Source organism: Cytobacillus sp. MT66 (assembly GCF_058792595.1).
Map to the genome: position 1 here is coordinate 14,105 of NZ_JBXAFB010000010.1, position 21,104 is coordinate 35,208.

The 21,104-nt window shown below is 41.4% G+C and carries 29 protein-coding genes and 2 riboswitches; of the genes, 18 read left to right on the forward strand and 11 right to left on the reverse strand.

Annotated features, from left to right (window positions below):
• Nucleotides 1–115 precede the first annotated feature (115 nt).
• Entirely contained in the window at nucleotides 116–448 is a 333-nt protein-coding gene (locus tag AC1Q59_RS17315) for a branched-chain amino acid transporter permease (RefSeq protein ID WP_492367109.1), read from the reverse strand.
• A complete protein-coding gene (gene azlC / locus AC1Q59_RS17320; protein ID WP_492367110.1) occupies nucleotides 445–1,158 on the reverse strand; it encodes an azaleucine resistance protein AzlC in 714 nt (237 codons plus the stop codon). The genes AC1Q59_RS17315 and azlC overlap by 4 nt, the downstream gene beginning before the upstream one ends.
• A 206-nt stretch (nucleotides 1,159–1,364) precedes the next feature.
• Here azlC and AC1Q59_RS17325 point away from each other — a divergent pair, with 206 nt between their 5' ends.
• Nucleotides 1,365–1,559 (forward strand): hypothetical protein, encoded by a 195-nt coding sequence (locus AC1Q59_RS17325; protein WP_492367111.1) that lies wholly within the window; start codon nucleotides 1,365–1,367, stop codon nucleotides 1,557–1,559.
• The gene (locus AC1Q59_RS17330; RefSeq protein WP_492367112.1) at nucleotides 1,559–1,756 is read left to right on the forward strand and encodes a YwbE family protein; all 198 of its coding nucleotides are present in this window, start codon (nucleotides 1,559–1,561) and stop codon (nucleotides 1,754–1,756) included. The genes AC1Q59_RS17325 and AC1Q59_RS17330 overlap by 1 nt, the downstream gene beginning before the upstream one ends.
• 97 nt (nucleotides 1,757–1,853) lie before the next feature.
• On the opposite strand, the gene AC1Q59_RS17335 is transcribed toward AC1Q59_RS17330, so the two are convergent.
• On the reverse strand, nucleotides 1,854–3,242 hold the full coding sequence (locus tag AC1Q59_RS17335; protein WP_492367113.1) for an amino acid permease: 1,389 nt from the start codon (nucleotides 3,240–3,242) through the stop codon (nucleotides 1,854–1,856).
• Between the two features lie 56 nt (nucleotides 3,243–3,298).
• Nucleotides 3,299–3,387, reverse strand: a riboswitch (glycine riboswitch).
• Nucleotides 3,388–3,489: riboswitch (glycine riboswitch) on the reverse strand.
• 346 nt (nucleotides 3,490–3,835) lie between these two features.
• Here AC1Q59_RS17335 and AC1Q59_RS17340 point away from each other — a divergent pair.
• From AC1Q59_RS17340 to AC1Q59_RS17370, 7 genes are all read left to right on the forward strand, one after another.
• Nucleotides 3,836–4,042, forward strand: a complete 207-nt coding sequence (locus AC1Q59_RS17340) for a hypothetical protein (RefSeq protein WP_492367114.1) — start codon at nucleotides 3,836–3,838, stop codon at nucleotides 4,040–4,042.
• Between the two features lie 43 nt (nucleotides 4,043–4,085).
• Entirely contained in the window at nucleotides 4,086–4,232 is a 147-nt protein-coding gene (locus AC1Q59_RS17345) for a hypothetical protein (protein ID WP_492367115.1), read from the forward strand.
• A gap of 22 nt (nucleotides 4,233–4,254) precedes the next feature.
• A complete protein-coding gene (locus tag AC1Q59_RS17350) occupies nucleotides 4,255–4,707 on the forward strand; it encodes a GNAT family N-acetyltransferase (RefSeq protein ID WP_492367116.1) in 453 nt (150 codons plus the stop codon).
• Nucleotides 4,708–4,823: 116 nt separating this feature from the next.
• Nucleotides 4,824–5,153: a DUF3870 domain-containing protein gene (locus AC1Q59_RS17355; RefSeq protein WP_492367117.1), complete on the forward strand. Its 330-nt coding sequence runs from the start codon at nucleotides 4,824–4,826 to the stop codon at nucleotides 5,151–5,153.
• Between the two features lie 341 nt (nucleotides 5,154–5,494).
• A complete protein-coding gene (glaH, locus tag AC1Q59_RS17360; RefSeq protein ID WP_492367118.1) occupies nucleotides 5,495–6,433 on the forward strand; it encodes a glutarate dioxygenase GlaH in 939 nt (312 codons plus the stop codon).
• 289 nt (nucleotides 6,434–6,722) lie between these two features.
• Nucleotides 6,723–6,917, forward strand: a complete 195-nt coding sequence (locus tag AC1Q59_RS17365) for a hypothetical protein (protein ID WP_492367119.1) — start codon at nucleotides 6,723–6,725, stop codon at nucleotides 6,915–6,917.
• 192 nt (nucleotides 6,918–7,109) lie between these two features.
• Nucleotides 7,110–7,790, forward strand: a complete 681-nt coding sequence (locus tag AC1Q59_RS17370; protein WP_492367120.1) for an urease accessory protein UreH domain-containing protein — start codon at nucleotides 7,110–7,112, stop codon at nucleotides 7,788–7,790.
• Between the two features lie 185 nt (nucleotides 7,791–7,975).
• On the opposite strand, the gene AC1Q59_RS17375 is transcribed toward AC1Q59_RS17370, so the two are convergent.
• Both AC1Q59_RS17375 and AC1Q59_RS17380 read right to left on the reverse strand, forming a co-directional pair.
• Complete coding sequence (locus AC1Q59_RS17375; protein ID WP_492367121.1) at nucleotides 7,976–9,619, reverse strand: hypothetical protein; 1,644 nt, start codon at nucleotides 9,617–9,619, stop codon at nucleotides 7,976–7,978.
• A 2-nt stretch (nucleotides 9,620–9,621) separates the two neighbouring features.
• Nucleotides 9,622–10,401 (reverse strand): ABC transporter ATP-binding protein, encoded by a 780-nt coding sequence (locus AC1Q59_RS17380; protein ID WP_492367122.1) that lies wholly within the window; start codon nucleotides 10,399–10,401, stop codon nucleotides 9,622–9,624.
• 176 nt (nucleotides 10,402–10,577) lie between these two features.
• Between AC1Q59_RS17380 and AC1Q59_RS17385 the strand changes: the two genes are divergently transcribed.
• The 3 genes from AC1Q59_RS17385 to AC1Q59_RS17395 all read left to right on the forward strand — a co-directional run bounded on the left by AC1Q59_RS17385 (nucleotide 10,578) and on the right by AC1Q59_RS17395 (nucleotide 11,966).
• On the forward strand, nucleotides 10,578–10,757 hold the full coding sequence (locus AC1Q59_RS17385) for a hypothetical protein (protein WP_492367123.1): 180 nt from the start codon (nucleotides 10,578–10,580) through the stop codon (nucleotides 10,755–10,757).
• Between the two features lie 63 nt (nucleotides 10,758–10,820).
• Nucleotides 10,821–10,985 (forward strand): carboxymuconolactone decarboxylase family protein, encoded by a 165-nt coding sequence (locus AC1Q59_RS17390; RefSeq protein WP_492367124.1) that lies wholly within the window; start codon nucleotides 10,821–10,823, stop codon nucleotides 10,983–10,985.
• A gap of 99 nt (nucleotides 10,986–11,084) precedes the next feature.
• Nucleotides 11,085–11,966: a DMT family transporter gene (locus AC1Q59_RS17395; protein ID WP_492367125.1), complete on the forward strand. Its 882-nt coding sequence runs from the start codon at nucleotides 11,085–11,087 to the stop codon at nucleotides 11,964–11,966.
• A 104-nt stretch (nucleotides 11,967–12,070) separates the two neighbouring features.
• Here AC1Q59_RS17395 and AC1Q59_RS17400 read toward each other — a convergent pair whose 3' ends face one another.
• Entirely contained in the window at nucleotides 12,071–12,820 is a 750-nt protein-coding gene (locus AC1Q59_RS17400) for an SDR family NAD(P)-dependent oxidoreductase (protein ID WP_492367126.1), read from the reverse strand.
• A 286-nt stretch (nucleotides 12,821–13,106) separates the two neighbouring features.
• Here AC1Q59_RS17400 and AC1Q59_RS17405 point away from each other — a divergent pair, with 286 nt between their 5' ends.
• Nucleotides 13,107–13,652, forward strand: coding sequence for a GNAT family N-acetyltransferase (locus AC1Q59_RS17405; protein WP_492367127.1), 546 nt, complete (start codon nucleotides 13,107–13,109; stop codon nucleotides 13,650–13,652).
• Nucleotides 13,653–13,703: 51 nt separating this feature from the next.
• Nucleotides 13,704–14,030, forward strand: coding sequence for a hypothetical protein (locus AC1Q59_RS17410; RefSeq protein WP_492367128.1), 327 nt, complete (start codon nucleotides 13,704–13,706; stop codon nucleotides 14,028–14,030).
• Between the two features lie 100 nt (nucleotides 14,031–14,130).
• On the opposite strand, the gene AC1Q59_RS17415 is transcribed toward AC1Q59_RS17410, so the two are convergent.
• A complete protein-coding gene (locus AC1Q59_RS17415) occupies nucleotides 14,131–14,313 on the reverse strand; it encodes a hypothetical protein (protein WP_492367129.1) in 183 nt (60 codons plus the stop codon).
• Between the two features lie 237 nt (nucleotides 14,314–14,550).
• On the opposite strand from AC1Q59_RS17415, the gene AC1Q59_RS17420 reads away from it, so the two are divergent.
• The gene (locus tag AC1Q59_RS17420) at nucleotides 14,551–14,784 is read left to right on the forward strand and encodes a glutaredoxin family protein (RefSeq protein ID WP_492367130.1); all 234 of its coding nucleotides are present in this window, start codon (nucleotides 14,551–14,553) and stop codon (nucleotides 14,782–14,784) included.
• An 84-nt stretch (nucleotides 14,785–14,868) separates the two neighbouring features.
• On the opposite strand, the gene AC1Q59_RS17425 is transcribed toward AC1Q59_RS17420, so the two are convergent.
• On the reverse strand, nucleotides 14,869–15,585 hold the full coding sequence (locus tag AC1Q59_RS17425; protein ID WP_492367131.1) for a 3-ketoacyl-ACP reductase: 717 nt from the start codon (nucleotides 15,583–15,585) through the stop codon (nucleotides 14,869–14,871).
• A gap of 311 nt (nucleotides 15,586–15,896) precedes the next feature.
• Between AC1Q59_RS17425 and AC1Q59_RS17430 the strand changes: the two genes are divergently transcribed.
• The 3 genes from AC1Q59_RS17430 to AC1Q59_RS17440 all read left to right on the forward strand — a co-directional run bounded on the left by AC1Q59_RS17430 (nucleotide 15,897) and on the right by AC1Q59_RS17440 (nucleotide 18,078).
• Nucleotides 15,897–16,679, forward strand: coding sequence for an SDR family NAD(P)-dependent oxidoreductase (locus tag AC1Q59_RS17430; RefSeq protein ID WP_492367132.1), 783 nt, complete (start codon nucleotides 15,897–15,899; stop codon nucleotides 16,677–16,679).
• 182 nt (nucleotides 16,680–16,861) lie between these two features.
• Nucleotides 16,862–17,338 carry a hypothetical protein gene (locus AC1Q59_RS17435; protein ID WP_492367133.1) on the forward strand — a complete coding sequence of 159 codons (477 nt, stop codon included), beginning with the start codon at nucleotides 16,862–16,864 and terminating at the stop codon, nucleotides 17,336–17,338.
• A gap of 140 nt (nucleotides 17,339–17,478) precedes the next feature.
• On the forward strand, nucleotides 17,479–18,078 hold the full coding sequence (locus tag AC1Q59_RS17440; RefSeq protein WP_492367134.1) for a short chain dehydrogenase: 600 nt from the start codon (nucleotides 17,479–17,481) through the stop codon (nucleotides 18,076–18,078).
• 91 nt (nucleotides 18,079–18,169) lie between these two features.
• Here the strand turns inward: AC1Q59_RS17440 and AC1Q59_RS17445 are convergent, their stop codons facing one another.
• The 3 genes from AC1Q59_RS17445 to AC1Q59_RS17455 form a co-directional block, all read right to left on the reverse strand.
• On the reverse strand, nucleotides 18,170–18,400 hold the full coding sequence (locus tag AC1Q59_RS17445) for a hypothetical protein (RefSeq protein WP_492367135.1): 231 nt from the start codon (nucleotides 18,398–18,400) through the stop codon (nucleotides 18,170–18,172).
• Between the two features lie 103 nt (nucleotides 18,401–18,503).
• Nucleotides 18,504–20,633: a heavy metal translocating P-type ATPase gene (locus AC1Q59_RS17450; RefSeq protein WP_492367136.1), complete on the reverse strand. Its 2,130-nt coding sequence runs from the start codon at nucleotides 20,631–20,633 to the stop codon at nucleotides 18,504–18,506.
• Nucleotides 20,626–20,994, reverse strand: a complete 369-nt coding sequence (locus tag AC1Q59_RS17455; protein ID WP_492367248.1) for an ArsR/SmtB family transcription factor — start codon at nucleotides 20,992–20,994, stop codon at nucleotides 20,626–20,628. The genes AC1Q59_RS17450 and AC1Q59_RS17455 overlap by 8 nt, the downstream gene beginning before the upstream one ends.
• Nucleotides 20,995–21,104 lie beyond the last annotated feature (110 nt).

The following is a 21,104-nucleotide window of genomic DNA, read 5'->3' on the forward strand; positions in this document are numbered from 1 at the left end:
TGGTGTCTCATACCAAGCTTTTTTGTTTTCATATTATCTGATTTTAAGATCTTTAATTACTATGCGGTATAAAATACTGATCCTTTCTGCAAGCCCCCATTGGCAGCTTCAATATTTAAAAAACCATTTGAACCAAAATCATGTACACAATCGTTCCACCTGCTATAGATAGAAGCATGTTTTTCTTCCAAAAATGAAGCAGGGCAGTAACAGCTACCCCTATAAGTTCAGGGACCCCGCGGCTTCCTGACAGAAAACTTACATCCTTAAAGCAGTAAATAACCAGCAGGCCAATAACCGCCGGCGGCAGCACCCTGCCAAGATACTGTATATAATGCGGTGTCGGCCTGCCTGATGGAAATACAAAAAACGGGAGAAACCTTGTAAGCATAGTGCCTAAAACCACCATGGCAATTGTAATAACCTGCTGCGCTACATTCATTGTCATGCGGCATGAACCTCTACTTTCTCCAATGGTTTTCTAAGCAATGTGAGCACTCCTAGAATGGCGATCATCGAGGGAATAATAAACTGATCCCCGCCAAAAATGATCAGACAGACAGCGGAAAGGCCAAGACCTGCCAGCGCGCTTTGGTGCTTCTTCACTTTCATCCACTGTTCGATGAATATGACGACAAAGAGTGCTGTCATGACAAACTCTAACCCCTCTGTATTGAACTTGATAAAAGATCCGAATAGGCCGCCAATCGCTGATCCTAAAACCCAATAGCACTGATTGAGCAGTGTTACGAAGAACATGAACCAGCCCTTATCTACACCCTTTGGTACATTAACCGTACTATTGATTGAAAAAGACTCATCGCACATGCCGAAAATCAAATAGTACTTTTTCTTTCCGGTACCCCTGTACTTATCTAGCATGGAAATGCCGTAAAACAAATGCCGGGCATTCACCATTAACGTTAGAAACAGCGCGTTCATCGGATTAAAGGAGACAAGTAATAAGTTCGCTGCAACAAACTCCATGGAACCGGCAAATATGACCAGGCTCATCAAAATCGGATAAATAGCGCTGAATCCTAGTGAATTCATATAGATTCCATAGGCGATTCCCAGGAATAAAAATCCTGCAAAAATCGGGACCGTAAACGGAAAAGCTGCACGCAAGGCCGTCCCCATCTTATTCTTATTTTCCATGTTGTTCACTTCCTGAATAGTTGAAATTTATATAAACTTATCACAAAAAATCCATACAATGAATCCCAAAATTGTATGGATTACAATTATCTGTCTTAGCTTCTATCGGTGGCTCCCTTTTGACAGTTTAATTCTTTGCTCTTTTATAAATAAGCAAAAATAGATTATACTGGATTAACTATCATATCAATAAAGGAGAATTCCCTATGACAGAGAATCAGCAATCCGAAGCACCGAAAAAAAAGATCAGCCTAAAAGAAGCAATGAAGCAGCAGCTTGAAAGCAAAAAGAATCAATCCTCTTCTGGAAAAGGAAGAAATAACGCTGATCTTTCAGCCAAAAAAATGAAAAGCCAGCAAACGAAGAAACCAAGCAATACCCGCAGAAAAATGGGTGTCTAATGAACGGACAGAATCGGAAAGACATATCACCGGGCTTGACCGTTGATATTGTTTTAAAAAAGGATCAGAGAACGGGAAAGCTGACCAGGGGCATTGTAAAAGATATTCTCACCAAATCAGCCAGCCATCCCCACGGTATTAAAGTCAGGCTAACAGATGGGCAGATAGGACGCGTCCAGGAGATTCACTCTAAATAAAAGCGAAAAAGGCATTCAGGGTTGTTTTCCCTGAATGCCTTTAAAATTTCATTGGTTTTATCATTTACTGCCCGCTGACTATTTCTTTCCTTTCCTCCTAATTTTCCACGATTGTTTCCTGATTTGCCTGTTCTTCCTGATTCACATCTGTTTTCCGCGTCTTATAAATGGCAATCAGCATAATAAACCAAACAGGTGTGACAAATAAGGCAACACGAGTATCCTCTGCAATCGCAAGGACAACAAGAACAAATGCCAGGAATGCAAGGATTAAGTAATTGGAAAGTGGATAAAGCGGCATTTTAAACTTATTTGTTTTTGCCAGATCAGGCCTTGTTTTGCGGTATTTCAAATGACTGATGACCGTAATCCCCCAAATAAAGATGAAGCATACGGTAGAAATACTGGTAATCAGTGTGAATACCCCTTCTGGCATCACGTAGTTCAAGGCAACTGAGATTAAAATGACTGCCGTTGAAAAGAATAATGCATTAGTAGGTACTTTTCGGGCATTTAGTTTGCCCAGTTTCTCAGGGGCATTTTTCTCTTTTCCAAGTGAATACACCATTCGGCTTGTACTGAAAATGGCGCTGTTGCATGCCGAAGCTGCGGATGTGAGGACGACAAAATTGACGATCCCCGCAGCTGCAGCGATCCCGACGGCCACGAAGACCTGGACGAAGGGGCTTTTCGACGGGTTGATTGCGTCCCATGGATAAACACTCATAATGACAGCAAGTGCGCCAATATAAAAGATAATAATCCGAATAGGAATACTATTAATGGCTTTAGGAAGCACTTTTTCCGGATTTGCCGTTTCACCAGCTGTCAGTCCGACAAGCTCGATCCCTACAAACGCAAATACGACCATCTGGAATGAGAGAATAAAGCCATTGATTCCATTTGGAAACATGCCGTCATGGCCCCACAGATTTGTAAAGCTAGCTGCCCCTGAATCTGTTGTGGAGCCCTTAATAATCATAATAATACCAATAATAATCAGTGCTAGAATAGCGATAACTTTAATCAGTGCGAACCAGAACTCCATTTCGCCAAAAAGTTTGACAGTGGCTAGGTTCATACATAACAAAATGACAAGCGCAATTAATCCCGGCATCCACTGCGGTACGTTTGGAAACCAATACTGGGTATAGAGGCCCACGGCAGTTAAGTCAGCCATGGCGATGGATACCCAGCAGAACCAGTAGGTCCAGCCGGTTATAAACGCTGGCATATCTCCCAAATAATCTCTAACAAAATCAACAAAAGAGTGATAGTTCAAATTGGATAAGAGCAGTTCCCCGAGGGCCCGCATGATTAAAAAACAAATAAGGCCTGTAATTATGTAGGCAAACAAAATCGATGGTCCTGCTAAATGAATTGATTTACCTGCTCCAAGAAATAACCCTGTTCCGATTGCGCCGCCAATAGCAATGAGCTGTACGTGTCTGTTGCTTAGACCTCTTTCTAATGTTTGTTCCTGCATACAATTCCCCTCTTCTGTTTTTTTAAAAAACAAAAAAGGACAGAAGAAGTCTAATGTTTCCTTCTCTGTCCTTTTACCTGAAAGTTTCTCCCAAAAAATATGATGGGTCCTCTTTGGTGGCAATGTATTGCGCTCTCCAGAGCAGCGTCCTATATTGGTCCTTTTACCTGAGAGATTTATTCCAATGGATTTTTTGGAACTTGCTCCTTCGGTGGCGATAGTCCTTGCTCTCTCCCAATATAATCATCCGCAATTATATGAATGTATTTTTATTTAAAAATACATTTCTGAAAGATTTATATAAACAATCTTAAAAATTATATTTCTCAGTAATAATTTTCCTGAAATATCAATTTTTGGTAATTTTGCAGCATTACCTCATATGTTTAAGTTGATAATACTATATATTAATGCAGTTAGACTTGTGAATTTATTATATTACACTTTTAAAAATAAATAAACAATTTTAAAGGATTGGAATATTTTTTATCAGTGAGCATTCTTTTTTAGTATATCATTAAATTTAATGGAACCTTTCCGGAAGTTAATCGTCTGACATATAAGGAGAAATTAAATGATTTTGGAGGATTGCCATGATTAGGTCCTTAAAAGCACAATGGATCTTATCCATTTTTGTAGCCATTGCATTTATCTATCATTCTTTCAGCTATACAGAGCTTTCGGGTGGAGGAGAATTCGATTTCCCCCGCCTTTGCCTGTTCCTGGCGATGATTTTTTCCGTGTATAATGCGGGAATGCTGACACAGAAGTATATTCATTCGAAGAAAAATAGCGCTTGATCAAGACTCATGCGTAACGTTATTCAGAAATGAGGGATTTACATTGAGGAGTTTTGTGGACGACCTGGCTGGGGCTGTTTATGATATTCTTAAGGCTGTGCTCAAAGGCTTCAGCTACATTTTGGCTGGGATGCTAATTGTCGGCGTACCCATGTATGCCATCGCCTGGATATTTCGTCTGTTTCATTAATGAATAGTCAGAGGAGCAAAAAATGAAAATCATTTCCGTAAAAGAAAGCCCCGAATGGACGGACCGGGCAATCCGGTATTTCCAAAGTAAATGGGCAAGTGAACAAAACAAGATGGTGTATAAAGACTGCATTACCTCCTGCCTTGAATCTCCCCAGCCATTGCCGCAATGGTATTTATTAACCGACGGAGAGGCAATCATCGGCTGTGCCGGCCTGATCACCAATGATTTTATCAGCCGCATGGACCTTTATCCTTGGGTGAGCTCGATATATATCGAGGAGGAACACAGAGGCCATGCCTATGGTGCTGTTTTACTCGAAAAGGCAAAGGAAGACGCCAAAAAAGGCGGCTTTGCTCATCTCTATCTCTGCACCGATCACATCGGCTACTACGAAAAATATGGCTTTGAAAACATTGGCACAGGCTACCACCCCTGGGGAGCCAGTTCCCGCATTTATCAAACAACTTTGTAAGAATAGAATCTTATGCTGTCACAGCTACTTTGAAGTTGTTAATAGAATACCAGAACCGTTAAACTTAAAAGAAGCCACATCGATTTAAAAATTTCTTGGAAGAGGTAGATCTATAAATGTTTAATGGAAAAACAATTTTTATTGCAGGCCACTCTCGTCTGCCACAAGGAATGGCAGCAAAGAATGTCTTTGAAACATTAACGATTACGGCAGAAGTTGATATGAAATATGGTGTAATATTAGAAGCATCGTGTACCTTAGCTACAGAACATGGCCGCGAATTTATTGGACGCATATTAAGAGGTACCAGTTTAAAAGACGGTGTGGATGATGCAATAAAAGAGATACAAACCTATTATCGCGGCAAGGCAACAAATGCCCTCATTGCGGCATTAAAGGATCTTGACCTCCATTTCCATCAAATTCACACTGAAAACAGGCGTTAAGTTTAATAAGGTAAAAATCTTTAAAAAGTATTGACAGATTCATTTGAAGGCAGTATCATACTAATTAATTGAATATTTATAATACTCCTGCCTTTTGAAAAGTACCCTTTCAGAATCGCAGATAGATTATAAATACTTGGAAACACTTAGAAATACGGAATATAAATAATCATAAACTGTCCATTCACTATGACTCTATTTACATAGAGCAGCGAAGTGTATGTAAGCCAGTTGTACATCTGAATCCCTAGATCATAGGGAAAGTTGTGCAGCTGGCTTTTTATATTTCACTAATTTCCATATTTTTACTTAAAATTAAACACAACGGGAGGAATTTTAAGATGACTATTTTAGAAATGCAAAAAGGAAAGTTTGAAACAAAAACAGCTATGTACGAGGTTAACATTCATCCGCAAACAGATAGATTGTACCATATTGAACTATCAGAAAACGCTATTCAAGGATTTTTAGAGGCTGTTAAACAAGAAAACTGCTCGGTTCAGCATTTAGAATACACACCATATGCCCGTCTGATTGTCGCTTCCCTTCTGCTGGATCAAGTGGGTGAAGAGTTTGGGGAATTGCTCCGAAATATTGTTCATGATCGTGAATCTGGAGGATTTACGATTGGCTTAAAAGGTGTTACGCAGGATACAGATGAATACGTTATATTCTCAACGGCGATTGCTTATCTGCTCGGTACATCAAACTTTGATGCGATGTCAGGAAAATATTATGCGTGCTTTAATGTTAAACATACAGATAACAGCGATTCCTATCTTCGCCAAGCATACCGTCTATTTACATTCCATACGGATGGCACGTTTGTAACGGAGCCAACGGATTGGCTGTTAATGATGAAGATGGTAGAAGAAAATGCACGCGGCGGTGAATCACGTTTATTGCACCTTGATGATTGGAAAGAGCTTGATAAGTTTGCCAACCATCCATTAGCCAGCCATAAATTCACCTATAAAGCACCTTCAAGCAAGAATGTAGATCAAGAGATTCAACGTTCCACCTTTTTTAACTATCATAACAAGCCGGGTATGTGTTTCATCGACCAGTTTGTTTATCCGGAAAACATTGAAGAAGCGAAATATTTGCGTGATCTCTCGCAATCAATGGAAAATGATGAGAGTGTGGTAGAGCTTGAGCTTCCGGTTGGCGATTTAGTTGTAGTCAATAATATCTTCTGGCTTCACGGACGCGCTGCTTTTGAGGTGGATCCTAATTTGAATCGCGAATTACTTCGTCAGCGTGGTCAATTTAACCAATAAAAACGGGAAAAAGGATCTGCCCTGGATCCTCATTGGGGTACCTTCAACAATGAACTATGGCCCGAATAATGGACACTCTTAAAAAGAGGACATTATTCGGGTTTTGTTATGTCTTTAATTTAAGAACCCGTTTATAATAAAAGAACTGTATGAAAGAGTATAATCACCAGCGATACCAATGGGGATTAAAATAAGATGACTCCAGCTCAATACAGCTTCTTGGTATTTTGTTAGAAAATTGGTAATATTATTAACATAAAGCAAACCCTAAAGACTATGAGGTGTTAATATGAGCTTTAATAACCAAGAGTCTTGTAAGGCTTGCGGCAGTCATTTATTTGCTAAAGGAAAAATCAGCAATGGTCATGCAAAGATTATGCCTATAGATAAGATGTTTAGTACAGGTTCTTCTCTGATTTACACATTTTGCAAAGAGTGTGGAGAGGTTTCTTCCATAAAAGTGGAGGATACAAGCAAATTTTGATTAACCATGTTTCGTAATATCATAGAAAATGACATAGGGGTGGGACAGAGGGACCGTGTCCCGCCTTCCTTTTTTGTGGACAAGGTGCCTGTCCCCGTGTCCCCTCCAGGTAACGCCAGTAAGTAGTTGGTGAAGAGAATGATAAATATGTATTTATAATTTGTTATCACACTATAAAAGGGGGATATAGGAATGGAAATAAGTTTTTTATCTATTCTAGCTTTAGGATTTGTTCTTGGTATCAAGCATGCAATTGAACCAGACCACGTCATTGCTGTATCTACTATTGCTAGCCAAAGCAAAAAATTATTGCGGTCCTCATTAGCCGGGGTGTTTTGGGGCATTGGCCATACGGCAACATTATTTCTTGTCGGTATTATTCTTATTTTTATGAAAGGCGAGATACCAGAGAAATGGGCTATGTCCTTAGAATTTTTAGTAGGGATCATGCTGGTTTATCTTGGTATTGCGACTATCCTTTCTCTTAAAAAAATCCGTATGCATCAGCACACACATGATGGAAAAATACATAAGCACAATCACCAACACAAAAACGTCTCATATTTAAAATCCATGTTGATTGGCTTTATTCATGGTCTAGCCGGAAGTGGCGCTATGGTTCTATTAACTATGAGCACAGTGAATAGTCCATGGGAAGCTGCTGTCTATATCTTTATATTTGGCGCGGGAACGGTCCTTGGAATGCTTTTGTTTACAACAGTTATTGGGATACCATTTGTTTTTAGTGCCAAAAAGCTGAGCATGAATAAAATGCTTACCCAGATTACCGGAGTCATTAGTACGGTATTTGGGATTTATTATATGTACAACTTAGGAGTAACCGAAGGGTTATTTAAACTATGGATACAATAGTAGTGGTGTACTAGCGCCTGATTTTTCAGGCGGATGATTAACATTCAGAACCTGCTTACAAAGATTATGAAACTAGATGCATATAAATATATTAGTACTCTGATCCTTTTAAAACTTTGGAACTTTGGCTTTTTAATATTTTGATCTTCTGCTTCAGGGACACGGGGCACCGTGTCCCCCCTAAATCATCGGTAAATCTTTTCCCACGTAAGATTAAAAGCTAATTTCCAAATGGTGCCTAGGCAAATCACTACAATCCCTATATAGATATAAATTCCATAAGTAAACAAGGTAAAGGCAAAATGCAGCCCTGCAAATAATGCAACGAACAGCATTAAACCAAAAACGATTACTCCGTTTCCGCCTTGATTGTACTGATCAAAGGCCTCCGAAAAAGGAATCGCCTTTTTTATAATCGTAAAACAAATAACCGCATACGTACAGGCAGTTAGAAAAACCACGATTAGATCCGGCAGAACTCTCACACCAAACAGGACAATAAATAGGACACTTAAAAGCAAGTAAACTGGTAAATATAAATTAATAATAAACGCCTTGATCGTACCGCTGAACATCGGCTTCAGCTGCTTCATTGGGACAACCTTATAAATCCAGGCTCCTTTATACTTTCCTGAAAATTTTAGGAGTATCATAATCGTCGGGATGATGATCAAGCTAAAGTAAATTGATAGATACGCTTTGCTGGCCGATAAACGAGAAAAATCATTCTGCAGGCTATTCATGATAAAAATAAAAGGAATCACAACTGAAAACCCCAATGATGGGTAAACCTTCAATTTAAAATCCCGTTCATTTTTCATCATCAAGCTAGAAAACCGGAAAAAGGTTCTTTCTTCATGCGAACGGCAAATGCAATTAAGAAGCGTTTGTCCCAGCTTACTGTGTCTTTTTTCTTTGGCCTTGCCATGATAAGCAAGCTTTTGCAGGTTTTGTTCAAAAACGGGAGTCAATTTCATATAGATCCCAAAGGATACAAGAGGAGCTAATACTCCTAAAGCTGAGAATAAAAGATAAAACGGCTGAAAGTCACCATTCATCAACATTTCCATGTTGGCCCCATACCACATGGGAAAAATAAAGAGCTGCCACCATTGCACATCAAAAGATACGGCTAAGTCAATCAGCTCAAAGGAACGAACTAGCAGCTGATACCCGACCATAATCGCGAGCGATAAGCCTATTTGGATATAGTTAATGATATCCTTTAATTTTTCCCCATCAAAAAACCGCAAAATAAACAAATATATTAACGCTGTTAAAACGACAATAAAAAGGTCAATAAGAATGATATGTACAACCGAAATAAGGAGAAAAAGAATTCCATTTTTGAAAAGCCCAACAATCAAAGGAATCCCAGTAAGTGCAATCGTAAGAAAGGAAAGATAAATAACGATATGGACCATTTTTGCGACGCTGATGGTTCTTCTATCAACGGGCTTTGGAAACAAAATATTGCGGTCACGGATATCCAGCAATACAGAAGAAAAATCGGAAATCATGGATGTCATAACAAAAAAGGTAAAAATTCCATAGAAGAGACTTGTCTGAAAAAGATAATTTTCTCCCATCAGGACAAATGGGATCATAAACAGGCTGAATAACACATAAATCCATAATGATTTTATATACTGATTGCTTGTTTCCTTCCCTTTTTTATTTGCATACTGCGTGAAAATAGTTGGAACTCGCCGGCCGTCCATCGTCAGCTTTATTTGCAGAATGCTTCTCATGATCTTGTAATCTACGCCTAAGCCGCTAAACATTTTTTCTAACCGATCTAATAATTTAAGTGCCCGAAAGTCCTGCATCCTCACATCTCCCTTACGACAGACACAAATCTTGCACCAATTTCTTTATGTTCACTAAAACCAGTGAGCTGATTAAAGATCTGTTCAAGTGAGCCTTCGGTATTTTGCTGTTTAAGCTCTTGTATCGTACCGTCTGCAGCAACTTTTCCGTCATGCAGAAGAATGATGCGGCTGCTTATTTTTTCGACCACGTCCATAATATGAGAAGAGTAAAAAATTGTTTTTCCATGAGCAGCAAGCTGGGCCATAATTTCTTTGAAAACCATCACGCTGTTGGCATCAAGCCCGTTGATCGGTTCATCAAAAAACAAAAGTTCCGGATTATGCAATAAGCTTGAGATAATTAACAGCTTTTGCCGCATTCCTTTCGAGTATGAAGCAATGCGGGAATGATAGACTTCTCCGATACCAAATAACTCCATAAGGCTTTTGGCTTTCGATTCCGCTAGGTCAAAATCGAGACCATATAATTCACCAATAAAAGTTAAATATTCATGGCCAGTTAAATTATCGTATATTTCAGCAATCTCTGGCACATAGCCAATTTTTCTTTTATACTCGATATTCCCATCCGAAATATCATGACCGAAGATTTCAACCTTGCCGGAATAGCCCTCTTCAATGCCAAGCAGGATTTTTACGGTTGTGCTCTTCCCAGCCCCGTTTGGCCCAATATAACCAATGATCTCTCCCCTTTTCACTTGAAGAGACACCCCATTCAGGACAGCTTTTGAACCGTAACTTTTTTTCAAATCATGGATGGCTACTATTACATCTTCCATACCTAATCCCCATTTCCTGATTATTTCCATTTATTCTATTTTTTCTAGTTTAACACGGGACACGGTGCCTGTCCCCCTGTCCACTCCCGTGTCCCAAATAAAGGGATTTGCTAGCGGATTGTTGAATATATATGAAGATGATGCCTTATCACAAAATTAGGCGGGAGATGAGAAAAATGTCAAGATATCCTTTACTGCCAATTGAAGGAAGGCCTTTCCAGCAGGCTTTGGCAAATACTCCAAAAATCCAGGCAGCTGTTTCGCAGATGGACGAGGCCTTAAAGGGCATTTTGGAGCCGGAATTGATGGAACGCATTCGTTTGCGGAGTGCGTCCAATAATCATTGCGATTACTGACAAGGTGTTCAATATGTTGCTCTGGATGAGCAATTAACCGAACGGGAAAAGGTTGCACTGGAATTGACCGACCATATTATGGCGTATCATGGCCAGTTGCCTGAAGAGTTATATCAAAAGGTAAAAGCACACTTCAATGATGAAGAAATCATGGCATTATTTTTCCAAATTGGCACTAAAAATGCGGCCAATTGGTTTATCATCGCCATGCAGCTTCCAGTAGACTGAGGAGTAAAGAAAGCCCGCCCATGCGGGTTTTTCTTTGCTCTTTTCTCTATCAATCTATACACTTTTTAAAGAGATTCTATGACGATCGGCGGAGGGAATATGAAAAGAAATGTGGGATTACTGCTAACCATCTCTATTATCGCGATATCTTTTGCGGCCATCTTTGTCAAATGGTCGGAAGCGCCATCGAGCATATTAAGCATGTATCGAATGTATTTGGCATGCCTCTTATTAATGCCCATCGTATACATAAAAAGAAAAGAATTTATGAAGCTGTCAAAACGAGAATGGCTGTTTTTATTCATTGCAGGTGTTTTCTTGGCCCTGCATTTTGCTTTGTGGTTTGAATCTCTGAAACTGACAACGGTTGCCAGTTCTACGATCATCCTTTCCTTGCAGCCGATCATCGCTTTGCTAGGGGGATTTTTCGTATATAAAGAAAGAACGAGCTTGTCTACTATACTGGCCATTGGGATTTCAATTATAGGAATCTTGATGGTTGGCTGGGGGGATGTTTCACTCAGCAGTAAGTCCGTATTAATTGGGGATTTTCTGTCGTTTCTGAGCGTCGTCGCCCTTGTCTGTTATTTATTGATTGGGCAAAATAAGGTCAAGCAAACTTCTCATTGGATCTATAGTTTTTGTGTATTCTTTTTTGCTGCCCTTATCTTGCATCTATACAACCTCTTCGCAGGTATACCTGCCGGCGGCTATGAGGCACGGGAATGGGGAATTTTTATATTATTAGCCATTTTTCCTACCATTGCTCATGTCATCTTTAACTTCTTGTTAAATTATGTGAACACAACAACGGTTTCCATGGCGATGTTAGGTGAACCGGTTGGCGCCACTATTCTAGCTGTCGTTCTTTTAGGTGAACCGGTCATCAGCTTGCAGATAGCGGGCGGCTTCTTTGTTTTGCTCGGTGTATCTTTATTTTTAATGCAGCAAGGGAAAGCAGCTCAGACCGGATCCGGGTAGTGAAAAAATCATGGGAGCCGCAGTATTAGCGGCTCCCGATATTTATGGCTTCGAAGGGTTCGAAAGAAAGGTTCTGAAGTCTTCGGATGTATCAAGGCATGTGATTATTTCGTATTCGTAAATCCGCCATCAATGCGAATGACTTCGCCATTGATATACTGGGCTTTCGAAGTTAATAAGAACGTCACCAGTTCAGCCACTTCTTCCGGTGTACCTAAACGTTTTTGCGGGATTCCGCTTGTTGCATTTGCTTTCATTTCCGGATTTGCTTCATAGAAAGCTTTAACCATCGGTGTTTCAGTAGGTCCTGGAGCAATCGCATTTACGCGTAATCCGTCTTTTGCATATTCAGCCACCATACTCTTTGTTAAACCAACAATCCCATGTTTGGTAGCAGAATAGGTTACAACAGAGTCCTGGCCAATGACGCCGGCGCTAGAAGCTGTATTTACGATGGATCCTCCCCCGTTCTTTAACATGATTTCAGCCACATAACGAACGCCATAAAGAGCTCCCATTAAATTGATTCCCACAATTTTATCGATTTCGTCAATGGAGGAATCCAAGAAGAATGAGCCGCTGCCTGAAATACCGGCATTATTAAAGAAATAATCAATTTTTCCAAAACGCTCAACTGTTTTATCAACATAATTTTTTACTTCCTCATGCTTGGACACGTCAGCCTTGATAAAAATGGAATCAACGCCTAGTTTTTTCACCATTTCAACTGTTTCGTTTCCACCCTTTTCGCTAACATCTACCACAACGATATCAACGCCCTCTTGCGCTAGACGAACGGCGGTTGCCTGACCCAAACCGCTGCCAGCACCGGTAATAATTGCAACTTTACTCATGTATAAGACCTCCCGAAATTATTATTTTAAAAAACCTTCCACCTAAATTATAGGTTTATAAAACAGGAAAAGAAAGAAAACGGACTTATCACTGGAGCTATTGTAAAAAGTACCATTTTGAAACAGCTGCCATATGGAGGTAATTACTCTAAGTTTGTTGATTCAGGATTCCAGGCCCGCGAAAAAAATCCATTCTCCAATTAAAATAGAGAATGGATGAATAAAGGTTATCACTATTATCTCTCGAATGATTAGTGAAGACTCAATCACGCCAGGAGGATCCCATATGATTTACGACCATCAAAATAAAACCATTACGACACAAAGACTTGTGCTAAGGCTGTTTGAAGAATCGGATGCCGCAGACGTTGCTAGGCTTTGCAATAATTATAATATCTACAAAAGCACTTTGTATCTCCCCTACCCATACGCTATAGAGGATGCTTTAAAGTGGATGGAGCGTCACCGAAAGAATTTCGACGCAGATAAATCCTATGAATTCGCGGTTACCGATAAAGAAACGGGAGAATTATATGGAGCCATCGCGCTATCCAACAACCAAGCGTTTCATCATGGCGAAATCGCCTATTGGATTGGCGAGGCATTTTGGGGAAAGGGCTATGCCACAGAGGCAGCGCAGGCAATTGTACAATTTTCTTTTGCCGATAAACAGTACCATAAAGTATTTGCCCGTTACTTTGCTTCCAATCCAGCCTCAGGCAGGGTTTTGCAAAAGCTGGGCATGAAAGAAGAAGGCGTGCTCAAGGATCATGTTAGAAAGGATAATCGGTACGAGGACCTCGTGTATTATGGCATCGTGAACCCCAGATAATTTTTCCAACCTTAAGCCATACTAAAAGAAAAACAATAAGGAAGGGTTACGATGCCGCGAAAATCTGCAGCTGAAAATGAGGTGCCCGAAAAGGAATCAAATGTGGTTGCATTAAATGAACGGAAAAATGAAGATGAAATTAAAAAACTGACACGCATGCTTGGGGCTGTTTTGGAATATTTAACGGATGATGAATTGGACGAGCTTGATATTGAATCCCTTTTGGACGAAACGGACGGCCTGCGGGAGTGGTGGGATCAATACCGCGAAAGCAACAAAAAGAAGATAGCCGAAGAAATTAAAAAATCTCTTGGGGCGCTGTCATTGAAGGAACTAGAGGCAATCCGCGAAAAAATAAAGGAAAAAAAAGATGAATAGAATAAACGCTTCCTTCGTCCGTTGCATCCTTCGTACTCGGGATGCTTTTTTGCTTGAAAAGACGCAAGACACAGAAAGTAAAGGAAGCCGTTCGCAAGGTTTATGGTTTATCTTTTTTTAGTTTCTTCGTTTTGTATTGCTTAGAAATGGTTTTAATGAAAAACACACCAGCCAGCAGAGCTAATAGGTTTAGCGAATCGCCAAAATGAAAAGAAAGACTAATGTTGTTGTTCACTTTGACCTGGTTTTGAGGCGTGCCCTGTGCATCCTGTTCTTTTTCCAATATGATACCCCCATTTATATATTTTTTCATGACAGGCTGTCCCAATTTAAATATATGAATGGAAAGTTGCTGTATGCACCGGCTGCTAAAAAATAAAGAGACAAAGTGAAAGATTGCTGTTTGAATTGCCAGAATCCGAACGGCGTTGGCTTAAATATAATAACCTGAGACCCTTGTATTTTGGGAAAGCTTTTAGGGAAAACCAATAGGGCTAGGAAAAATTGAGGAGGCATCAATATGAATGAGATTACAGTCTATTCAACCAATACTTGACCATACTGCACAATGATGAAACAATTCCTTGAGTCTCAAGGTCTTAATTATAAAGAAGTAAATGTGCAGACAGATCCTGTTGCGGGGCAAAAGCTCGTCGAGGAAACCGGACAGATGGGCGTGCCGCAGACAAACATCAATGGCCACTGGGTTCTTGGCTTTGATCCTGAAGAGATCATGAAATATGTGAAAAAATGATTCCTTATAAGAAGCTGATCTCTTCGCATAGAGATCAGCTTTTTTGATGCACTGAGGATGCTTTTCTATTAAATGGACCAAATATTAAGGGTTCGTCGACCAAAGTCCAGCCTGTTTTAATACCACACGAGGATGGAGTTTTAGCTGGGCAACCATGAATTCTGCTAAATCTTCTGGCTGCATCACTTTTTCTGGATTGCCGTCGGTTAAGTTGAGTTCAACAGCCATATCTGTTGCAACCGTACTTGGTGTCAACGTTACCACGCGGATATTTTTCTTGCGAACTTCAAGCATTAATGACTCACTCAATCCGATCACTGCAGCCTTAGAAGCCGAGTAGGCACTTGTAATTGGTGCACCTTTTTGACCAGATGTTGAGGAAATATTAATGATGTCGCCTGTGGTGCGCTCTATCATTTCTGGTAATACCGAACGTGTTGTGTAGTACACACCTTTTACGTTGACATCGATAATATTGGTCCATTCTTCAGGCGTTAACTCCATAAAGCTGCCGAATTTTGAAATTCCTGCATTGTTTACTAGGATATCGATTGGACCAAGCTCACTGCGAATGGATTCAACCGCCTTGGTAATAGAGTCTAAATCCGCTACATTTGCCGCAGCGAATGCCACCTTCACATCATACTGTTTAAGTTCCTCTGCCACTTTTTGTAGATTTTCAAGCGTACGGCCAACAAGGCCAACGTGAATCCCTTCTTGTGCAAAAGCAATGGCTGCAGCCCGCCCTATTCCACGCCCTGCTCCTGTAATTAGCGCCGTTTTCCCCGCGATTGTTTGCATGTTATCTCTCCTTTATTATTAGTGTTAAAACTGATGTGTTTTTAGTAACTTGAATTTCTGATGGAATATAGTTAAATTTCCCTTTGGTTTCTTAAAAATACTGTTTATCCAATAAAAATGATTAACGAGGCACAGGTCAGCTTAATCCAACAATTGACAATAAAACAATATTTCTTCGAAGGTTGAAAAGAAAAAAACAATAAAGTTATCAAACATTGGATGTTATCAAGGTAAATAACAGGAAAATTTTCAGAATAGACTGTATAATATAGTTGGAGTCATTCATATTTTTATAAAAGGAGAAATGCTGAATGGATTTAGGATTAAAAGGAAAAGTCGCACTAGTAACCGGAGCCAGCAAAGGGATTGGGCTTCATACCGCCATGCTGTTAGCAAGCGAAGGTGCAAACGTAGCCATATGTGCCAGAAATGAGGACAACCTCAAAGAGGCTGCCAAGCTGATTTTCGAAAAGACAGGTGTCGAAGTCTTACATATCTCAGCAGATATTACGAAGGAAGAGGAATGCCAAAAAGCGGTCACACAAACAGCCGAGCATTTTGGGCATTTAGATATTGTCGTGAATAACGCAGGAACCTCTGCCGCAAATCCGTTTGACCAAGTGGGCACCGACCTTTGGGAGCAAGATTTCAATTTAAAGGTTTTTGGGGCAATTCATTGCTCCCGCTATGCGCTTCCTTATATGCGCCAGGCTGGGGGCGGATCCATCGTCAATGTTACGGCAGCGATAGCGAAAACCCCTCCTGCCTCCTCTCTGCCTACCAGTGTCAGCCGGGCAGCTGGGATGGCGCTGACAAAAGCGATGAGCAAAGACCTTGGCAAGGACAATATTCGCGTGAACACGGTGTGCATCGGATTAATCCGAAGCGATCAGATCGAAAAAAAATGGAAGCGCGAAGCACCGGAGCTTAGCTGGGATGACTATTCGAGACTCGATAAGCACCAAATTCCTCTTGGACGCATTGGCGATACAGATGAAGCTGCTAAAGTTATCAGCTTCCTTGTTTCGGATGCTGCTTCCTATGTAACAGGAACATCCGTTAATATTGATGGCGGCAAGTCCGGGGCTCTTTAAAAATAAGCAAGCTGATTTCTTTTTAATAGAAATCAGCTTTTTTAGTAAAAAAACAATAAAACAACGTTCCTTCGAATATAGTTAACAACGAAACAACAAATATATAGCTTTTCCCCTCCTTTGCCGGCAAATGGAACATTTCCCCAGCAGCAATCGTCTAAGTAAAAAAGGAGGCGTTAGCCTTGATCATAAAAAAAGCCTTATTTATCATACTAGCGGCAGCTTTATTTATCATTTCTGGCTGTTCAGGTGCAGGGGTACCCCTTGGCGCCACGGGACCGCCCAATGCAACGGGAGCCATTGACGGCCAAAAGATAAAATTATCAAGGGGAAGCTATCACTGGGAACACAAGGGGCTATTTTCCACTACAGCAACTGTTGCGGATGCAGCATCCCCTTTTCAAATTGCAAAGGAATTAAAACCTATTTCCGTTATCCAAGGTGCACCTGCAGAAATACAATTTAGCGACAAATCAGAGCCGCAACTAACTGCTTATCTATGGAAAGAAGATGCACGCGGAAAGGAATTGGCCATAGATGAGAAACAGTTAACGCTGCCCTCAGAAGCAGGAGAATATGTTGTGGAGGTGTGGGCTGAGTGGCCAAATGGAAATGCCTCATATACCTTTGTTGTTGAGGTGCAAATTACAAGGGATTGAACCAGGGCAAGGGGCCTGTCGCTATGTTCCAAACGCATGTTAAAATAGAGTGAAAATTAGGAAAGTACATTCAAAAATTAACATGAAAATAGGTTATTCAGCAATAGGACACGATTGTTGAGAGGAAAGGATGTTGAAAATTGAAAGTAATTGTTGTTGGAGCAAGTGGTACGATTGGAGCAGCAATTGTTAAAGAGTTAGAAAAAAATCATGAAGTTATTCGGGCTGGACGAAATGGCTTAGATGTAGCTGTTGATATTACCTCTGCGGAGAGTATAAAAAAAATGTACGGACAGACTGGAAAAGTTGATGCGGTAATTAGTGCAGCAGGCAGGGCCCATTTCGCGCCTGTTTCGGAACTAACACCAGAATTAAATGAAATAGGAATCGAAAGTAAACTTAAAGGCCAAATTAATTTGGTGCTTCTTGGAATGGACTATGTAAATGACGGTGGAAGCTTTACTTTAACAACTGGTATTATGATGGATGATCCCATTCGTCAGGGTGCTTCCGCTGCCATGGTAAATGGCGGTGTCAAAGCATTCGTAAAATCAGCAGCGATTGAAATGCCGAGGGGGATTCGTATAAACAGCGTGAGCCCTAATGTATTACAGGAATCATGGGATAAATACGGGGATTTTTTCCAAGGGTTTGTGGCAGTCCCTGCCAGTCGTGTAGCCCTTGCTTATAAAAAAAGCGTTGATGGGGCTCAAACCGGACAAAACTACGAAATCTATTAATTTATAGACAGCGGCTGGGCAAAAAGCATTCTTTTTTTTATATTGATTATTTTGTTTTCTTAACCAAAATGGGGACAGGGTGCCTGTCCCATCAGGCTTTTATTGCCTTAACTATTTTCTGTAAAAAGTCAATTTGGAGTTGGTATTGATCGAGCATGTTTTGAAAAGTGATCTTGGCTAATTCATTGACCTCGATAAACTGTGACTTTATCTTTTGTCCTGCTTCAATTTCTTCCATTTTTGTTTGGAGTTCTTGGATTTGTTCTTCTGCTGCTGACATGATCGCATTTGGATCTGCCTCGTGATTCGGCAAATTCAGCATAGACAATCCTGTATATAAATGTACGGGAAGGTGAACAGAAGGATCACGGAAGGCATCAACTAATAGCCTTCTATACTAAAAAAACCGGGGAGCTCTCCCCAGTTTATTCTTTCACTCTCAGTAAACGCAGGCTATTTAAGGTGACAATTAAAGTGGCGCCCATATCAGCAAATATCGCAATCCACAGGGTCAGCCAGCCTGGGACGACCAGAAGCAGCGCAAATAATTTAACCGCCAGCGAAAAAGTAATGTTTTGCTTAATAATGGCTAATGCTTTACGGCTTAGCTTGATTGTATAAGGCAGCTTGCTTAAGTCATCGGACATAAGCGCAATATCAGCCGTTTCTAAGGCAGTGTCGGTGCCCGCACCGCCCATCGCCACACCCACGGTGGCTGCAGCGAGGGCCGGTGCATCATTCACGCCATCGCCTACCATCGCAACACTTTGGTGGTTAGCGCGAAGCTGTTTAATATAGCTTAACTTATCAGCCGGAAGCAGATCGGCCTTGATCTCGGCAACGCCGGCCTCATGGCCAATGGCTTCTGCGGTCCTTTGATTATCGCCGGTAAGCATTACTGTCTTTTCAATGCCCAGCTGATGGAGTCTGGAAATGACTTCTTTAGAGGACTCACGCAATTCATCGGCTACCGCAATCAGCAAGAGAATTTCTTTGGAGGTCCCGAGAACCATCACGGTTTTTCCCTGAGTCTGCATGCCTGCAATCCTCTGCCTGCAGTCATCAGAAATACCTCCATGCAATTCCTCAAAAAGATGAGGGCTTCCAACATAATACTTTTCATTGTTGACTGTCGCCTGAACACCTTTACCTGTCAATGACTGAAAATCCTCAACACCCGCCTCATGGTAGTTCAGCCTCTTTTCATCTGCCTTGCGCAGGATTGCCGAAGCCAAAGGATGCTGCGACCCTCTTTCAATGGCCGCTACCAATCCAAAAAGCTCATTTTCATTCCCGCCGTACGTGACAATGTCCGTGACCGCAGGAATGCCTTTTGTTAAGGTTCCAGTTTTATCGAAGGCAATGACCTTCAGCGCGCCTGCTTCTTCTAGATAAACCCCGCCCTTGATAAGAACCCCATTCTTCGCAGCGTTTCCGATCGCGGTTACGACCGCAACTGGCGTCGAGACAACCAGGGCGCATGGACAGCCGACAACTAATACAGCGAGCCCCTCATAGATCCACTTGCTCCAGTCCCCGCCGAAAAATAACGGAGGGACGATGACAATCAAGAAGGCAATGGCAATGATCGCCGGTGTATAGTATTTCGCGAATTTATCAACGAACGCCTGGGACGGTGCGCGTTCTTCCTGCGCCTCTTCGACCAGATGAATGATTTTTGCAATCGTCGTATCTTCCACCCGTTTAGTGACTTCAACCTCAAGCAGGCCTTCTTCATTCATGGTCCCCGCAAAGACTTCATCACCCGCAGTCTTTGTAACTGGAACACTTTCTCCGGTAATCGCCGCCTGGTTAAGGGCCGAGGTGCCTTTTCGCACCACGCCATCCATGGCCAGTTTTTGCCCAGGCTTAACGATCATCGTATCGCCAATCATAATATCATCTACATGGACCACCATTTCTTCCTGGCCCCGGCGGATGAGCGCTTCTTTCGGAGCAATGTCCATCAGCGACTCGATCGACTGGCGGGCTTTATCCATTGAATAGCGCTCAAGGACCTCGCTGATCGCAAATAGTATGACAACAGTCGCTCCTTCGCCCCACTCGCCAATCGCCGCAGCTCCGATAATCGCAATGGTCATGAGCGTACTCATATCAAAGTTTAGCCGGGATAAGTTTTTCAGTCCCTTAATAAAGAGCGTGTATCCGCCAATAAGAATCGCCGCAGCATAGCCCGCTACCGGCAGGATATGCTCCTCTCCATATTGCTTGCCGAGAAACCAGCTAATCACCAGCAGGACTGCGGAAATGTAAACCTTAATGCTTTCCTTCTGCTTCCAGAACGGCTCTTGTTTGACCGCCCTTTCGTGTTCTTCGCGCAGCTTCAGGTTTTCAAAAGCGCCGGCTTTTTCCAATGCTTCAATTGATGTCTGCCCTGTCACCGTAATCTTTGCCGCACCAAAATTTACTTTTGCGTCCATAACACCATCCAGGTGCTTCACGTTCTCCTCGAACGTCTTTGCGCAGCTTGCTCAGGAAAAGCCCTGCACGCGGTATATCTTGCTTTCATTCATCTGTGCTGCCGATTCAGACATGGGTCCTCACCTCCTGCATATGCTCAAGCGCAATCAGGATGAGCTGTCGTATATGTTCATCGTCAAGCGAATAAAATACGAGTTTCCCTTCCTTGCGAAACTTGACAACCCCCTGCTTATGAAGGGTCCGCAAATGATGGGAAGCGTTCGCAACCGTCGCCCCGATAATATTAGCGATATCGCATACACATAACTCGTCTTCCTGGCAAAGCGCATAGGCAATTTTTGCCCGATTTTCATCTGCAATTGCCTTAAATAACTGAGCAACACTAGATATATCTATTGTCTGCAAATCCCCTTGAACGCGATTCACCTTTTTCTCATCAAAGCTATAAACCTCACACGTATCCTTTTTGCTCACCATCTTCTCACCCCGCTAAACATTCAAATATTCATTTGAATATAGTATAGTCATTTATTTGAAAAACGTTCAAGCAATTGCTTGAATGTTCATAAAAGTATTAAAAAGTC

Excerpts from the sequence above, each read along its gene's own strand:
- AC1Q59_RS17445 (WP_492367135.1), bottom strand. The coding sequence starts at position 18,400 with ATGCTGAATTTGCCGAATCACGAGGCAGATCCAAATGCGATCATGTCA.
- AC1Q59_RS17395 (WP_492367125.1), top strand. The coding sequence starts at position 11,085 with ATGAAAAGAAATGTGGGATTACTGCTAACCATCTCTATTATCGCGATA.
- AC1Q59_RS17400 (WP_492367126.1), bottom strand. The coding sequence starts at position 12,820 with ATGAGTAAAGTTGCAATTATTACCGGTGCTGGCAGCGGTTTGGGTCAG.
- AC1Q59_RS17370 (WP_492367120.1), top strand. The coding sequence starts at position 7,110 with ATGGAAATAAGTTTTTTATCTATTCTAGCTTTAGGATTTGTTCTTGGT.
- AC1Q59_RS17425 (WP_492367131.1), bottom strand. The coding sequence starts at position 15,585 with ATGCAAACAATCGCGGGGAAAACGGCGCTAATTACAGGAGCAGGGCGT.
- azlC (WP_492367110.1), bottom strand. The coding sequence starts at position 1,158 with ATGGAAAATAAGAATAAGATGGGGACGGCCTTGCGTGCAGCTTTTCCG.
- AC1Q59_RS17405 (WP_492367127.1), top strand. The coding sequence starts at position 13,107 with ATGATTTACGACCATCAAAATAAAACCATTACGACACAAAGACTTGTG.
- AC1Q59_RS17430 (WP_492367132.1), top strand. The coding sequence starts at position 15,897 with ATGGATTTAGGATTAAAAGGAAAAGTCGCACTAGTAACCGGAGCCAGC.
- AC1Q59_RS17365 (WP_492367119.1), top strand. The coding sequence starts at position 6,723 with ATGAGCTTTAATAACCAAGAGTCTTGTAAGGCTTGCGGCAGTCATTTA.
- AC1Q59_RS17335 (WP_492367113.1), bottom strand. The coding sequence starts at position 3,242 with ATGCAGGAACAAACATTAGAAAGAGGTCTAAGCAACAGACACGTACAG.
- AC1Q59_RS17340 (WP_492367114.1), top strand. The coding sequence starts at position 3,836 with ATGATTAGGTCCTTAAAAGCACAATGGATCTTATCCATTTTTGTAGCC.
- glaH (WP_492367118.1), top strand. The coding sequence starts at position 5,495 with ATGACTATTTTAGAAATGCAAAAAGGAAAGTTTGAAACAAAAACAGCT.
- AC1Q59_RS17410 (WP_492367128.1), top strand. The coding sequence starts at position 13,704 with ATGCCGCGAAAATCTGCAGCTGAAAATGAGGTGCCCGAAAAGGAATCA.
- AC1Q59_RS17375 (WP_492367121.1), bottom strand. The coding sequence starts at position 9,619 with ATGCAGGACTTTCGGGCACTTAAATTATTAGATCGGTTAGAAAAAATG.
- AC1Q59_RS17330 (WP_492367112.1), top strand. The coding sequence starts at position 1,559 with ATGAACGGACAGAATCGGAAAGACATATCACCGGGCTTGACCGTTGAT.
- AC1Q59_RS17355 (WP_492367117.1), top strand. The coding sequence starts at position 4,824 with ATGTTTAATGGAAAAACAATTTTTATTGCAGGCCACTCTCGTCTGCCA.
- AC1Q59_RS17325 (WP_492367111.1), top strand. The coding sequence starts at position 1,365 with ATGACAGAGAATCAGCAATCCGAAGCACCGAAAAAAAAGATCAGCCTA.
- AC1Q59_RS17380 (WP_492367122.1), bottom strand. The coding sequence starts at position 10,401 with ATGGAAGATGTAATAGTAGCCATCCATGATTTGAAAAAAAGTTACGGT.
- AC1Q59_RS17350 (WP_492367116.1), top strand. The coding sequence starts at position 4,255 with ATGAAAATCATTTCCGTAAAAGAAAGCCCCGAATGGACGGACCGGGCA.
- AC1Q59_RS17385 (WP_492367123.1), top strand. The coding sequence starts at position 10,578 with ATGTCAAGATATCCTTTACTGCCAATTGAAGGAAGGCCTTTCCAGCAG.
- AC1Q59_RS17315 (WP_492367109.1), bottom strand. The coding sequence starts at position 448 with ATGACAATGAATGTAGCGCAGCAGGTTATTACAATTGCCATGGTGGTT.